The sequence below is a fragment of the Roseateles depolymerans genome (assembly GCF_003387155.1).
Lineage (GTDB): Bacteria > Pseudomonadota > Gammaproteobacteria > Burkholderiales > Burkholderiaceae_C > Roseateles > Roseateles depolymerans.
The window spans coordinates 755356-769810 of sequence record NZ_QUMT01000001.1 but is presented as its reverse complement, the minus strand read 5'-3'; the positions used below and the strand labels follow the sequence as shown (position 1 = coordinate 769810).

At 66.6% G+C, this 14455-nt stretch carries 13 protein-coding genes; 9 read left to right on the top strand and 4 right to left on the bottom strand.

Annotated features, from left to right (window positions below):
- The first annotated feature begins 159 nt into the window (after positions 1 to 159).
- The 5 genes from urtA to urtE all read left to right on the top strand — a co-directional run bounded on the left by urtA (position 160) and on the right by urtE (position 5932).
- Positions 160 to 1440: an urea ABC transporter substrate-binding protein gene (gene urtA / locus DES44_RS03315; protein ID WP_058936225.1), complete on the top strand. Its 1281-nt coding sequence runs from the start codon at positions 160 to 162 to the stop codon at positions 1438 to 1440.
- Between the two features lie 62 nt (positions 1441 to 1502).
- Positions 1503 to 3101: an urea ABC transporter permease subunit UrtB gene (urtB, locus tag DES44_RS03310; protein ID WP_058936226.1), complete on the top strand. Its 1599-nt coding sequence runs from the start codon at positions 1503 to 1505 to the stop codon at positions 3099 to 3101.
- 130 nt (positions 3102 to 3231) lie between these two features.
- Positions 3232 to 4377, top strand: a complete 1146-nt coding sequence (gene urtC / locus DES44_RS03305) for an urea ABC transporter permease subunit UrtC (RefSeq protein WP_058937550.1) — start codon at positions 3232 to 3234, stop codon at positions 4375 to 4377.
- A complete protein-coding gene (gene urtD / locus DES44_RS03300; RefSeq protein WP_058936227.1) occupies positions 4374 to 5210 on the top strand; it encodes an urea ABC transporter ATP-binding protein UrtD in 837 nt (278 codons plus the stop codon). The genes urtC and urtD overlap by 4 nt, the downstream gene beginning before the upstream one ends.
- A 17-nt stretch (positions 5211 to 5227) precedes the next feature.
- Entirely contained in the window at positions 5228 to 5932 is a 705-nt protein-coding gene (gene urtE, locus DES44_RS03295; protein WP_058936228.1) for an urea ABC transporter ATP-binding subunit UrtE, read from the top strand.
- 60 nt (positions 5933 to 5992) lie between these two features.
- Here urtE and DES44_RS03290 read toward each other — a convergent pair whose 3' ends face one another.
- A complete protein-coding gene (locus DES44_RS03290; RefSeq protein WP_058936229.1) occupies positions 5993 to 6979 on the bottom strand; it encodes a LysR family transcriptional regulator in 987 nt (328 codons plus the stop codon).
- A 143-nt stretch (positions 6980 to 7122) separates the two neighbouring features.
- On the opposite strand from DES44_RS03290, the gene DES44_RS03285 reads away from it, so the two are divergent.
- Positions 7123 to 7377, top strand: a complete 255-nt coding sequence (locus DES44_RS03285; protein WP_147306928.1) for a hypothetical protein — start codon at positions 7123 to 7125, stop codon at positions 7375 to 7377.
- Between the two features lie 121 nt (positions 7378 to 7498).
- Here the strand turns inward: DES44_RS03285 and DES44_RS03280 are convergent, their stop codons facing one another.
- The 3 genes from DES44_RS03280 to DES44_RS03270 form a co-directional block, all read right to left on the bottom strand.
- On the bottom strand, positions 7499 to 8350 hold the full coding sequence (locus DES44_RS03280) for an urease accessory protein UreD (protein ID WP_058936231.1): 852 nt from the start codon (positions 8348 to 8350) through the stop codon (positions 7499 to 7501).
- A gap of 4 nt (positions 8351 to 8354) precedes the next feature.
- Complete coding sequence (locus DES44_RS03275; protein WP_083525789.1) at positions 8355 to 9602, bottom strand: cyclic di-GMP phosphodiesterase; 1248 nt, start codon at positions 9600 to 9602, stop codon at positions 8355 to 8357.
- Positions 9603 to 9774: 172 nt separating this feature from the next.
- Entirely contained in the window at positions 9775 to 10452 is a 678-nt protein-coding gene (locus DES44_RS03270; RefSeq protein WP_058936233.1) for a c-type cytochrome, read from the bottom strand.
- 86 nt (positions 10453 to 10538) lie between these two features.
- Here DES44_RS03270 and DES44_RS03265 point away from each other — a divergent pair, with 86 nt between their 5' ends.
- The 3 genes from DES44_RS03265 to DES44_RS03255 are packed head-to-tail and all read left to right on the top strand — an operon-like array spanning position 10539 to position 14153.
- Positions 10539 to 11381 carry an AAA family ATPase gene (locus DES44_RS03265; RefSeq protein ID WP_058936234.1) on the top strand — a complete coding sequence of 281 codons (843 nt, stop codon included), beginning with the start codon at positions 10539 to 10541 and terminating at the stop codon, positions 11379 to 11381.
- Between the two features lie 19 nt (positions 11382 to 11400).
- Complete coding sequence (locus DES44_RS03260) at positions 11401 to 12018, top strand: GNAT family N-acetyltransferase (RefSeq protein WP_058937551.1); 618 nt, start codon at positions 11401 to 11403, stop codon at positions 12016 to 12018.
- Positions 12018 to 14153 (top strand): S9 family peptidase, encoded by a 2136-nt coding sequence (locus tag DES44_RS03255; RefSeq protein ID WP_232309823.1) that lies wholly within the window; start codon positions 12018 to 12020, stop codon positions 14151 to 14153. Before DES44_RS03260 ends, DES44_RS03255 begins: the two co-directional genes overlap by 1 nt.
- Positions 14154 to 14455 lie beyond the last annotated feature (302 nt).

Below are 14455 nucleotides of genomic sequence, written 5' to 3'. Positions count from 1 at the left end.
AACGCATGAGGCGCCCGCCGAGTGGACCGCCCGATGTTGCGCAGGTGTTACAGGCCGTCTCAGCCGCCGTACGCCATCCGCCGTATAGGTCGGCGCGCGGGGTCTCCCTAGCATCGCCCTGTCCTTTTCCACTTTCCTCTACCTTCCTGGAGCCCAGACATGCCCGCACCGTCTTCCCGCCGCCACGCCGTCAAAGTCCTGGCCGCTGCCAGCGCCCTGGCCGGCCTGAGCCTGACCGCCCTGCCCGCCCTGGCCGCCGACACCATCAAGGTGGGCGTGCTGCACAGCCTCTCGGGCACCATGGCCATCTCCGAGACGGTGCTCAAGGACACCGTGCTGATGGCCATCGATGAAATCAATGCCAAGGGCGGTGTGCTGGGCAAGAAGCTGGAGCCGGTGGTGGTGGACCCGGCGTCCAACTGGCCCCTGTTTGCGGAAAAGACCCGTCAGCTGCTCACGCAGGACAAGGTGGCCGTGATCTTTGGCTGCTGGACCTCGGTGTCCCGCAAGTCGGTGCTGCCGGTGGTGGAGGAACTCAACGGCCTGCTGTTCTACCCGGTGCAATACGAGGGCGAGGAACTCAGCAAGAACGTGTTCTACACCGGCGCCGCGCCCAACCAGCAGGCGATTCCGGCGGTGGACTACCTGATGAGCAAGGACGGCGGCGGTGCCAAGCGCTGGGTGCTGCTGGGCACCGACTACGTCTACCCGCGCACCACCAACAAGATCCTGCGCGCCTATCTGCACAGCAAGGGCGTGAAGGACGCCGACATCGACGAGAAATACACCCCCTTCGGCCACAGCGACTACCAGACCATCGTGGCCGACATCAAGAAGTTCTCCGCCGGTGGCAAGACGGCAGTGGTGTCCACCATCAATGGCGACTCCAACGTGCCTTTCTACAAGGAGCTGGGCAATGCCGGCCTGAAGGCCAAGGACGTGCCGGTGGTCGCCTTCTCCGTGGGCGAAGAGGAACTGCGCGGGGTGGACACCAAGCCGCTGGTGGGGCACCTGGCGGCATGGAACTACTTCATGTCGATCAAGAACCCGACCAATGACGCCTTCATCAAGAAGTGGTCAGCCTATGCCAAGGCCAAGAACATTCCCGGCCACAAGGACAAGCCGCTGACCAACGACCCGATGGAGGCCACCTACATCGGCATCAACATGTGGAAGCAGGCCGTGGAAAAGGCCAAGAGCACCGATGTGGACAAGGTGATCGCCGCCATGGCCGGCCAGACCTTCAGCGCGCCGTCGGGCATCACGTCCAAGATGGACGAGAAGAACCACCACCTGCACAAGTCGGTCTTCATCGGCGAGATCCGGGCGGACGGTCAGTTCAACGTGGTGTGGAAGACCCCGGCACCGGTCAAGGCCAAGCCCTGGAGCCCGTACATCCCGGGCAACGAGTCCAAGCCGGATGAGCCGGCCAAGAAGTGAGTTGATGGTGCCGCCCCGCCCGGCCTGATGCTGGCGGGGCTTTCTTGCGCATGGAGTCCACAATGCAATCACCCCTGCCCTGGCTGTCCAGGGTCCTCGCCTGGGTCCTGATGGGACTGTGCCTCGGCGGGTTCTCCCTGGCCGAGGCGGTGACGCCGCAGCAGGCGCTGGCGCTCGCGCAAGGGGAGACGGACGACCGCATCGCCGCGATCGATGCACTGGTCGCCGCACCGGATGAGCGGGCCGTGCGGGTGCTCAAGGCCCTGGCGGAAGAACGGCTCAAGCGGGCCGGCGACCGGGTGCTGATCCTGGACGGTGAACAGCTCACCGATGCGGTCACCGGCGCAGCAGTCTCTCCGGCCCCCGAAGGCCTGGAGGATGTGATGCTCAACAACCGGCTGCGCAGCGAGCTGGATGGGGCACTGGCCAGCCTGCGCCTGTCCAGCCCCGATGCCCGCGAGCGTCTGGCCGCCGCCCGCGCCCTGCTGGATGCCGGCGTGGATGAATCCAAGGCCCCGCTGCTGGCGCGGGCCCTGGCCCAGGAGAAGGATGACGCGGTCAAGGAAGCCCTGGCGCTCACCCAGGCCGCGGCCCTGGCCGCCAGCACCGATGCCGCCAAGCGCTTGCAGGCGGCCCGCCTGCTGGGCGAGTCCCACAGCCCGGAGACGCGGCTGCTGCTGAACCAGCGCCTGGCGGAAGAGCAGGACCCGGCGGTCGTGGCCGCGCTACGCAAGTCGCTGTCGCAGGTGGAATCGACGCTGGCCTGGGGCGAGCGCCTGGGCGCGCTGTTCACCGGCGTCAGCCTGGCCAGCATCCTGCTGCTGGTGGCACTGGGGCTGGCCATCACCTATGGGCTGATGGGCGTGATCAACATGGCGCATGGCGAGCTGATGATGATCGGCGCCTACGCCACCTACCTGGTGCAGGTCGCTTTCCGCCAGTGGATGCCGCCGACCTGGTTCGGCGCCTATCTCGTGGTGGCGATGCCGGCGGCCTTTCTCGCGTCGGCCGCGGTCGGGGCGCTGCTGGAGCGCACGGTGCTGCGCTGGTTGTATGGACGGCCGCTGGAGACGCTGCTGGCCACCTGGGGCCTGAGCCTCATCCTGATGCAGGCGGTGCGCAGCCTCTTTGGGGCGCAGAACGTGGCGGTGGAGAGCCCCGGCTGGATGGCCGGGTCGCTGAACCTGCTGCCGGGTCTGGCCCTGCCGACCAACCGGCTGGTGATCATCGTCTTTGCAGTGGCGGTGCTGGGCGGCATGGCGCTGCTGATCGGCCGCACACGGCTGGGCCTGTTCGTGCGGGCCGTCACGCAGAACCGGCCGATCGCGTCCTGCATGGGCGTGCCGACCGCCCGTGTGGACACCTATGCCTTTGCGCTGGGCTCGGGCCTGGCGGGCCTGGCCGGCTGCGCCTTGAGCCAGGTGGGCAATGTGGGCCCGGACCTGGGCCAGAGCTACATCGTCGATGCCTTCATGGTGGTGGTGCTGGGCGGTGTGGGGCAACTTGCCGGCACGGTGCTCGCGGCGCTGGGCCTGGGGCTGGCCAACAAGGCGCTGGAGGGCGTGGTGGGCGCAGTGCTGGCCAAGATTGCGGTGCTGGTCTTCATCATCGTCTTCATCCAGAAACGACCGCAGGGCCTCTTTGCGGTGAGAACGCGATGAGCCGCCCCGCTGCCTCGGCTTGCGCTACGGATTCCGCCACGCCCTTTGCTTCTCCCTTTGCGACCCCGCCGTCTTCATGGATCGCCTGATGACTTCCCGCCTTCCCTCCTCTCCCGCCATGGGTCCGTCCATGGGCCCGTCCTTGGCCGCGCCCCTGACCCTGCCCACACCGCCCGCGCTGCTCAGCCGCGCCGGCTGGATCGGCCTGGCCCTGGCGGTGCTGGTCGCCTGCCTGGTGGTGCCGCTGCTCAACCTGGCCCTGCCGCCGCAGCATCCGCTGCATCTGGATGGCTACTGGGTGAGCCTGCTGGGCAAGTTCTGCTGCTACGCGCTGTGTGCCCTGGCCATGGACCTGATCTGGGGCTTCACCGGCATCCTGTCGCTGGGGCACGGCCTGTACTTCGCGCTCGGCGGCTATGTGATGGGCATGTATCTCATGCGCCAGATCGGCACCGATGGCCAGTACCGCAGCGCGCTGCCGGACTTCATGGTGTTCCTCGACTGGAAGTCCCTGCCCTGGCACTGGACGCTCAGCGGCAGCTTCAGCGCCACGCTGCTGCTGGTGCTGCTGGTGCCGGGCACGGTGGCCCTGGTGTTTGGCTTCTTCGCCTTCCGCTCCCGCATCCAGGGCGTGTATTTCTCCATCATCACCCAGGCCATGACCTATGCGGCCATGCTGCTGTTCTTCCGCAATGAGACCGGCTTCGGCGGCAACAACGGCTTCACCGACTTCAAGCGCATCCTGGGCCTGTCGATCACCACACCGGGCATGCGCATGGTGCTGTTCGTGCTGAGCGCGCTGGCGCTGATCGGCGCCTATCTGGGCCTGCGCTGGCTCACCCGCGCCAAGTTCGGGCGGGTGCTCAGTGCGGTGCGGGACGCGGAGTCGCGGCTGATGTTCTGCGGCTACTCGCCGCTGCCCTACAAACTGGCGGCCTGGGTGCTGTCGGCCCTGCTGTGCGGCGTGGCTGGCGCGCTGTATGTGCCGCAGGTCGGCATCATCAACCCCAGCGAAATGAGCGTGGCCAATTCCATCGAGATCGCCATCTGGGCGGCCGTGGGCGGACGCGGCACGCTGGCCGGCCCGATTGCCGGTGCCTTTGTGGTCAACGGCGCCAAGAGCTGGCTCACCCAGGTGGCCCCGGAGTTCTGGCTGTATGTGCTGGGGGCGCTGTTCGTGGCGGTGACGCTGTTCATGCCGGACGGCATTGCCGGGCTGGTGCGCCGGCTGCGTCGTGCACGGGCCTCGGCAGCGTCCGGCCAGGAGGCCGCATGAATCCCGACCTGCTGGAGCAAGGCACCGAACGTCTGGCCCGGGCCAGCGGCGCGGGTTATGGGCGCGTCGTGCAGCCGGGCGCACTGGACCTGACGCATGGGCGCATCCTCTACCTGGAAGACGTCCACGTCAGCTTCGACGGCTTCAAGGCCATCCGGGGCCTGTCCATCGACATCGCGCCGGGGGAACTGCGCTGCATCATCGGACCGAACGGCGCCGGCAAGACCACGATGATGGACATCATCACCGGCAAGACCCGGCCCGACAGCGGCACGGTCTACTTCGGCGGCACCATCAACCTGCTGCGGCACAGCGAGGCCGAGATTGCGCAGCTGGGCATCGGCCGCAAGTTCCAGCGCCCGACCGTCTTCGAGGCGCTGACCGTCTACGAGAACCTGGAGCTGGCGCTGCAGGGGGACCGGCGCCTGCGTGCATCCGTCTGGGGGCGACTCACCGGCGCGCAGAAAGACCGGCTGGCCGAGGTGCTGGTGCTGATCCGCCTGGCCGACCAGTTGCAGCGCCCGGCCGGACTGCTGAGCCACGGCCAGAAGCAGTGGCTGGAGATCGGCATGCTGCTGGTGCAGGACCCGCGGCTGCTGCTGCTGGACGAGCCGGTGGCCGGCATGACCGACCAGGAAACCGAGCGCACGGCCGAACTCATCCTCACCCTCAAGGGGCGGCACAGCATCATCGTGGTGGAGCATGACATGGGCTTTGTGGACACCATTGCCGAGAAGGTGACCGTGCTGGCCGAAGGATCGGTCCTGGCCGAGGGCACGCTGGCGCAGGTGCAGGCGGATGAACGGGTCATCGAGACCTATCTGGGGCGGTGACCGCCATGAACGACGCAATGCTCAGTGCAGAAGGCATCCACCAGTACTACGGCGGCTCCCACATCCTGCGGGACGTGTCGGTGAGCGCCAGCCCCGGCCGCATCACTGTGCTGCTAGGCCGCAATGGCGTGGGCAAGACCAGCCTGCTCAAGAGCCTGATGGGGCTGGTGCCCATCCGCTCCGGCACGGTGCGACTGGCCGGCGAGGACATCAGCCGGGCCACGCCCTACCAGCGCGCACGAGCGGGTATCGGCTACGTGCCGCAGGGGCGCGAGATCTTCGCCCGCCTCACGGTGGAGGAGAACCTGCGCATGGGCCTGGCCAGCAAGCCGGGCGGCACGCCGGTGCCCACGCATCTGTATGAGCTGTTTCCGGTGCTGCAGCAAATGCTGCGGCGGCGCGGCGGGGACCTGTCCGGCGGGCAGCAGCAGCAGTTGGCGATTGCACGGGCGCTGGCCTCGTCACCGCGGCTGCTGATCCTGGATGAGCCGACCGAAGGGATCCAGCCCAGCATCATCAAGGACATCGGACGGGTGATCCGCCGCCTGGCCGATGAAGGCCTGGACGGGCATCCGGTGGCCATCCTGCTGTGTGAGCAGTACTACGATTTTGCGGCCGAGCTGGCCGATGAGTTTCTGGTGCTGGAGCGCGGATCAGTCATTGCGCGGGGCGACCGTGCCGCGATGCAGCAACCGGAGATCCGGGGGCTGGTGGCGATCTGATCCCGGCTCGCGCCAAGCGCTCGCCCGATGCCCGATGCCGGATGCCCTTCCGCGTCGGGCTTATTGCAGCACCGGCGGTGTGGGCGTCCCCGCCCGCACGGTCGCCGCCGCTTCGGAGAGCATCTGCCGCAACCATCGCTGTGCCGCATCCAGCTCATGCCGCACATGCCAGACCTGGCTGATGTCGATGTGCGGCAGCTTGAACGGCAATTCCCGGCTGGCCAGCAGGCTGCTGATGCCGGTGGCGGGGATGAAGCTGTTGGGCAGGACGGTCAGCAGGTCGGACTGCTGCACCGCCAGGCCTCCGGTGAAGAAGCTGTTGACGGTGATGGCCACGGTGCGCTGGCGACCCAGCGCCGCCAGGGCGTCATCCACGAAGCCATGCGGCCGACCGGCAAAACTCACCCGCAGATGCTGGGCCGCGCAGTAGGCATCCAGCGTCAGCGCTTCGGGCGCAGCCAGGGGATGGTCCCGCCGCATCACGCACAGGTACTGGCTGACATAGAGCGAGGCCTTGCGAAAGGCTTCGCCCCCGGGCTGGCCCATCAGTGTGACGATGTCCGGAAAGAAGCCGATGGCCACATCGGCGCGGCCTTGCTCCAGCATCTCGCGCGGGTCCCGCGTGGTCAGCGGCACGATGCGCAGGCCCACATGCACGCCGTCTTCCAGGAAACGCCGGGCCAGCGCCGGCACCACCAGCGCAGCGGTGGCGTCTGCCATGGCCAGGGTGAAGCTGATGGTGTTGCCAGCGGCCTTTGGGTCGAAAGCCTGGGGCGCGAGAGCGTCCTGCAGATTGGCCAGCGCGGTGCGGATGGTCGGCCACAGGGCCAGCGCATGGGGCGTCGGAGCCACGCCGGTGGGCGTGGGAATGAACAGTTCCTCGTTGGTCGCCTCCCGCAGGCGCCGCAACGCGTTGCTGACCGCCGGCTGGGTGATGGACAGCCGCTGCGCCGCGCGCGTGACATGGCGTTCTTCCATCACCACATCGAACACCCGCAGGAGGTTGAGGTCCAGGGTCCGGAAGTTGACGGGGCGGGAACTGTGCATGGCTCGATGCTAGGGGAAAGGCCGGGTCATTCGCGTCAGTGATGACCCGATTCTGCTTCTCAATTGGGCAGGACTACGTAAATACCCCAATATCACGCCAACGGATCTGCAGCAGGTGCTGCAACCGTCCACAAGGACCCACCATGCACACCCAAGTTTTTGAAGCTCCCCTGCAAGTCATGCCCGCCGACGTTCAGCGCGCCGGCATTGCACGCGAAGCGGGCGAACGGGTGGTGGCCATTGCCAGCGAAGTGATCGGTCTGATCGAGCTGGGCGCGCGTTTCATCGGGGAACGCCGTCTGCGTGCCGCCATGCTGGCCGCAGCCCGTCAGGAAGACGCCGCCCGTCCGGCGTTCGCCGACTCGCTGCGCCGCGCCGCCGGTCATTCCTGGCTGTGAAGCCAAGCGGCCTGCGGGCCGCTGCCCACTGCGCGCGTCATTGCCTGCCCTGGATCGGGCGAGCGCTCTGAGCCGCAGGCCGCCCGCCACATCCGGGCGGGTTATTCGGATGTGAAATACCTCACATCGACCAGAGACGGGGAACCTGGGCCGGGAGGCCCCACAGGGTCTGCCGCCAGGTGGACCAGCAGGCCCTGAGCAACTGGGCCACCGGTTCCACCACCGGCCCGACGGCCCGCACCACCAGCACACGGTCCTGCGCCGCCGTGGCGCCGGCCAGGCGTTGCAGGGGATCGGCTTCGATCACCGCGCGGACGGCCTCCAGGGCCAGCTCCCGCCGCTCCCGAGGAATCGCGTCCCCGGCGGCAAAGATCAAGGTGCCGAGGCAACGCTGGCCGGACAGGCCGAGCGGCCCGTGCATCAACACGGCATCCTGCGCATCGAGCGTGCCCCGCTCCAGCCAGTGGCCGGGCAGTTCCAGATGCTGGGTGAAGCGGCCGTGGTCGAACGGCTGTCCGGCTCCCGGCAAGCCCAGGGCGGTGATGTCCCAGGCCAGCAGTTCGGCGCCCGGCGCCAGATCAAAGACCGCTTCGTTCAAGGCTTCGCAGCCCGGGTAGGCAATGGCCTCCAGCGGCAGCCATTCCAGCCGTGCACCGGCCTCCAGCCGGGCATGCACCCGCTGCGTGGCGGGGGCGCCGTGTGGGCTGCGGTAGAACCGCGTCGCGCCTGGCGTGGTGATCAGCGCGTGCGCCTGCGTGGCCAGGGTCAGGCGGATGTCGAGCGTGTCCCCGCCGACCAGCCCGCTGGGCGGATGCACCAGCACGCTGTGACACAGCGCATCGCCTTCCGGATACAGGCTCTTGAGCAGCCGCAGCGGCCCTTCATGGGCATGGCTGACGACGCAGCGTCCGCGCTCGACACGGTAGTCGGCGCTCAGCCGCGCGAGCCAGGTCTTGTGGGCGAGGGTCTGCACCGGCTCAGGTCGCGGCTTTCTGCCAGAGTTCGTCCAGGCGCTGGAAGCCCCAGGCGGCCGGGTCCTCGCGGCCGACGATGCGGTCGCCCGCGCCTGCGGCGGAGAGGTCCAGGATCTGGGTGGGAATCGGCATCTGCGATTTGGTCGAGTAGAAGACCCGCACGCGGGGCGCGGTCAGCGCGGTGGTGTTCTGGTCCAGCACCACGGCCAGACGGCCGGATTGCAGCTTGACCAGCGTGCCCACCGGATAGATGCCGACGCACTTGACGAAGGCCTGGAACACCAGCGGGTCGAAATGACCGTTCCACTGCGCCATGCGGGCCAGCGAGGCGGCGGGGTCCCACGCATTCTTGTAGGGACGGTTGGAGGTGATGGCGTCGTACACGTCGCACACCGCGCCCATGCGGGACATCAGCGTGATCTGCTCTCCCGCCAGCTTGGCCGGGTAGCCGGTGCCGTCCATCTTCTCGTGGTGATGCAGCGCCACGTCCAGCGCGGAGGGCGGCACGGCGGAGCCGTCCTTGAGCATTTCATAGCCGCGGGTCGGGTGGCCGCGCATGATGGCGAACTCGGCGTCGGTCAGCGCGCCGGGCTTGTTCAGCACATCCAGCGGCATGGCCATCTTGCCCACGTCGTGCAGCAGGCCAGCCAGTCCGGCCTCGCGGGTGGTGGCTTCGTCCAGGCCCAGTTGACGGGCCAGGGACACCATCAGCGCGCAGACCGCCACCGAATGCATGTAGGTGTAGTCGTCCTTGGTCTTGAGCCGCGCCAGGCTGATCAGCGCGGAGGGGTTGCGCACCACCGAGCTGGCCACTTCTTCCACCAGGGGCAGGCATTGCTCGGCGTCCACCGCCTTGCCCAGACGCGCCTCGTTGAACAGGCTCATCACCGCCTGCTTGGACTTGTTGACCACCTGCGCGGCCCGCTCGATTTCCTCGCCCATGGTGGCCGGCTGCCGGTCCAGCGACAGGGTGGGCGTGGACTTCACCAGCGCCGGGGCTTGCGGGACGGGTTCGGGTTCAGGCTCGGGGGCCGGGGCCGGCGCGGGGTCTGAAGCGGATTGCCCCACGTCCAGGCCCTTGGAAGCATCGATCCAGCAGAACGGAACGCCGCTGGCCAGCAGCGCCTTCACGTCTGCCGGGTCGGTGAGCACGAACTTGGTCTTCCAGAAGGGATGCGACAGCCAGGACCCTTCAAGGCCGTGCAAATACATTCCTAAGGAGACCTGAGCGGTGGGAATCTTCTTGAGCATGGGAGGCTTCGACCAAGGCAGCACAGTATGGCGCCCTCCTCGTGCGGCGCCCCCAAAAGACCTACAAAAACGGAATGACCGCAAAAAAAAACCGCCCTGCGAGGGCGGCTCTTGTCGGCTTGGCTCCCGAGGGGCGTCTTCCACCCATCGGTAAATTTAGCCGAAATCAGGGTCAGCGAAATTTGGACTGGGGGACGGTCCGGAGTTCACCGGGCAAGCTTGCCAAATATTTCGCCAATGACTTCAGTTCAGCGTGACTGAATTGCTTCACCTGGGCGGCCATGATGGCGTTGCCGCGACCGAGATGGGGGTTGCCCTCGGTCTGGTAGGCCTTGAGGGCGGCGTAGAGGTAATCCGGATGCTGACCGGCGATCTTGGGGTAGGTGCCGTCGATCGGCTTGCTGAAGTTGGCGCCGTGGCAGCTGGCGCAGTTGCCCTTGTCCAGCAGGGCCTTGATGTCGGCGGGGGGCGTCACCGTCTCGGGGACGGCGGGCACCTGGGCCTGCTTCTCGTAGTAGGCCGCGATGTCGGTGATGTCCTGGTCGGACAGCGACTGGGCGATGCTGCGCATCGTGGGATGCTTTCGCTCGCCCTTGGCATAGGCATGCAGGGCGGAGGCCAGGTACTTGCTGTTCTGGCCGGCGATCATCGGGACCTTGTACACCTCGGGGAAGGTGGCTTGGTAACCCGGAATGCTGTGGCAGCCAATGCACATGGCCACCTTGCTCTCCATGGGCACGGACGGGCCGGCCGCAGCGGGGGATGACGATGATGCACTGGTCTGAGCCGCAACAACAAAAGCACTACCAGCCAGCACCAACGCAAAGGATGTCTGCAGTTGTCTTCTCATGCTTGCATCTTCATCGATTTGGGCCGGCGCGATTATAGGGGGGCCCCTATATACTGGTTTTCACTCTCTGCGCTAGACACCTGCCCATGAAATTCCAAGGCACCCAGGATTACGTCGCCACTCCGGACCTGATGCTGGCCGTCAATGCGGCCATCACCCTGCAGCGGCCGCTGCTGGTCAAGGGGGAGCCGGGCACCGGCAAAACGCTGCTGGCGGAGGAAGTGGCCCGTGCGCTGAACCTGCCGCTGCTGCAGTGGCATGTGAAGAGCACGACCAAGGCGCAGCAGGGCCTGTATGAATATGACGCCGTCAGCCGTTTGCGGGACAGCCAGCTGGGGGACGACAAGGTCCGGGACATTGGCAACTACATCATCCAGGGCACGCTCTGGCAGGCCTTTGCGTCGGACACGCCGGTGGCGCTGCTGATCGACGAGATCGACAAGGCCGACATCGAATTCCCCAACGACCTGCTGCGCGAGCTCGACCGGATGGAGTTCTATGTGTACGAGACCCGGCAATGGGTGCGTGCCAAGCATCGTCCGCTGGTCTTCATCACCTCCAACAATGAAAAGGAGCTGCCGGACGCTTTCCTGCGCCGCTGCTTCTTCCACTACATCAAGTTCCCGGAGGCGGACACGATGCAGGCCATCGTGGACGTGCATTTCCCGGAGCTCAAGAAAGAGCTGCTGGCGGCAGCGCTCAAGACTTTCTATGACGTTCGCAAGCTGCCGGGCCTGAAGAAGAAGCCCAGCACCTCTGAGCTGATCGACTGGCTCAAGTTGCTGCTGGCGGAGGACATTCCGCTGGAAGCGCTGCAGACGCAGGACGAGCAGGTAGCCATTCCGCCGCTGGTGGGTGCGCTGCTGAAAAACGAGCAGGACCTGACCCTGTTCGAGAAGCTGGTCTACATGCAAAGCCGCAACCGCTGATGGGATGGGCTTTCCTTCAATGCCACAGGTCCCTGCCAACGCCTTTTCCGCCCCGGTGACACTCACCGGCCCTCACGCCCGGCTGGAGCCCTTGTCCCACTCGCATCTGGACGGCTTGATCGAAGCGGTTCAGGACGGAGGCCTTCACGACCTCTGGTACACCTCGGTGCCTCACCCGGACCGTATGGCGGAAGAGATCGACCGCCGATTGCGACTTCGCGACGCCGGTGAATGGAACCCCTTCACCAGCTTCGATGCGCAGGGCCGCGTGGCGGGCATGACCAGTTACCTGCACATCGACGCCCAGCATGCGCGGGTGGAGATCGGTGCCACCTGGACGCGGGCCAGTTGCCACCGCAGTGCGCTCAACACGCAATGCAAGCTGCTGCTGCTCCAGCATGCCTTCGACACGCTGGGCTGCATTGCGGTGGAGCTCCGCACGCACCGGCTGAACCAGCAAAGCCGACGCGCCATCGAGCGGCTGGGTGCGCAACTGGACGGCATCTTGCGGGCTCACCAGCGCCTGCCCGATGGCAGCTTGCGTGACACCTGTGTCTACAGCATCACGGCCAGCGAATGGCCGACCGTTCGCAACCATCTCCAGTGGCAACTGGACAAACCCCGGAACTCCGCCTGATGCCCACCGTGAAAAAGACTGCCGCCCGTGCCTCGGACCTCGCCAGCCAGGGCGACCCGGAAGCCTCGCTGAAGCGCACGAAGGCGCGCGGCAAGAAGGGCCCTGGCAAGCACAAGGACGCCTCCGAAGGTCCTGGTCTGGACGTCGCGGCCCTGTGGGCAATGGACCGTGTGGGGGTGCCCAGCCTGTCGCCGGATGGTGCGCAGGTGGTGGTGCCGGTCACCCGCTACGACATGGACAAGAACAGTGGCAGCAGTTCGCTGTGGCTGCTCTCGACGCTGGGTGGATCCCCGCGTCGCCTCACGCAGGCGGGCGACAAGGACGGGCAGCCGCAATGGAGCCCGACGGGCGACGACATTGCTTTCATTGCCCGGCGCGAGCAGGCGGGGGACAAGGATGACGTTCCGCAGCTCTACCTCATCCCGCCGGACGGCGGCGAAGCGCGCCGGGTGACGCATCTGCCCTTTGGCGTCGAGTCCTTCAAATGGTTCCCGGACGGTCGACGCATTGCCTTTGTTTCCTGGGTGGACCCCACCCGCAAGGGGCCAGCGGGCCAGCACGCACGCCGCCAGGAAGACAAGGACCGCAAGGCCACGGGCTACGTGACTGAAGAGGCGCTGTACCGCTACTGGGACCATTCCTTGCCGATGGGCCGCGTGCCCCACCTGCATGTGCTGGACCTGGACAGCGGGCGTGTGCGCGACCTCTTCGAGGGGACCGACTATGAGCTGAGCCGCTCCGAGCCGGACGCCACCACCTTCGACATCTCGCCGGACGGCCGGCGGATCGCCTTCAGTTTCGACCCGGCGCCGACCAAGATCCTGGACTACCGCAACGCGCTGGCCGAGATCGATGTGCGCAGCGGCCGGGTGCAGGTCCTGCTGCAGGATGCCGACTGGGACTTCTCGGCGCCGAGCTACAGCCACGCCGGCCACCACCTGGCCTTCCTGGCCAGTCACCAAGGCCTCAAGCACACCATGCCGCACTGGATCGCGGTGCTGGACACGCAGGGCAACTGGGCGGTGCTTTCCGAGGGCTGGGACCATGACGTCGAGGCTCCGCTGTGCTGGGACGAAGACGACCTGGGCGTGCTGTGCCTGGCGGAGGACCGCGGACGCCGCCACCTCTGGCGCTTTGACGTCAAGACGCTGAGCGCTTTCATCCTCTTCGAGGGCGGCCATGCCGGCGCCTTCGCACTGGAAGCCGGCACCTTGGTGGTCCAGCACGACAGCGTCGCCTTCCCGCCGCGCGTCTCCGTGGTCGAACGCGAGGGCGAGGCCGACGAACAGCAACTGCGCCGCATCGACGCCTTCAACGACGACCTGCTCGCCCGGCACGGCACCGGCCGCCATGAGGAGGTCTGGTACGAGGGCGCGCAGGGCGACGCGGTGCAGATGTGGCTCATCTACCCGCCGGGCTTTGACAGCCGCAAGAAGCATCCGCTGATGCATGTCATCCACGGCGGCCCGCACACGGCCTTCGGAGACAGCTGGCACTGGCGCTGGAACCATCAGGTGATGGCGGCGCAGGGCTTTGTGGTGGCCTGCGTCAACTATCACGGCTCCTCCAGCTTTGGTCAGGCCTTCCTGGACTCCATCACGCACCGCTGGGGCGAGCTCGAGCTGCAGGACATTGAAGCCGCGACCGACCTGCTCCTGACCCGTCCCTGGGCGGACCGACGCCGCGTCTTTGCCACGGGTGGCAGCTACGGTGGCTACATGGTGGCGTGGATGAATGGTCATGTCGCACCAGGCCGCTATCAGGCGTATGTCTGCCATGCGGGCTGCTACGACTGGCAGGCCATGTTTGCCAACGACGCCTATCACTGGCATGCAAAGGAACTGGGCGCTGCTTACTGGGACCGGCCCGAGCGTGTGGCGGCGCAGAGCCCGCACAGTTTCGCGAAACACTTCAACACGCCGACGCTGGTCATTCATGGCCAGATGGACTACCGCGTGCCGGATGCACAGGGCCTGGCTTACTACAACACGCTCAAGGCGCGGGGGATCGATGCGCGCCTGCTGTGGTTCCCAGACGAGAACCATTGGGTGCTGAAGCCGCGCAACAGCCAGCTCTGGTATCAGGAGTTCTTTGACTGGTTGAAGCGCTACGACAAGAAGTCGAAGAAGTCTTGAGGGGCGTCCCCGCCCCCCACGCGGCCGCAGCCTGATGCCGCCTTGAGGCTGAATGCGCGTTGATGTTGGGCTGAGGATGTCCGCCAGAAGAGCGCCCGTTGAGGCGCTCTTTTCCTTCGTGAGGCTGTTTGGTCTTGAAGGGGGAAGCGGTTGCGGGTCATCGACGTTCGAAGCGTGCTCAACCGCCGCACACCCCGCGTTTTCGTCGCAGTGCTGGGTGTGTCGGAAGCAGCCTAAGGGCCAGGGGAATTTCGTAAGTCAAGGAATGAATGGCTGGCGAAGCCAGACAGAAGGGACATGGA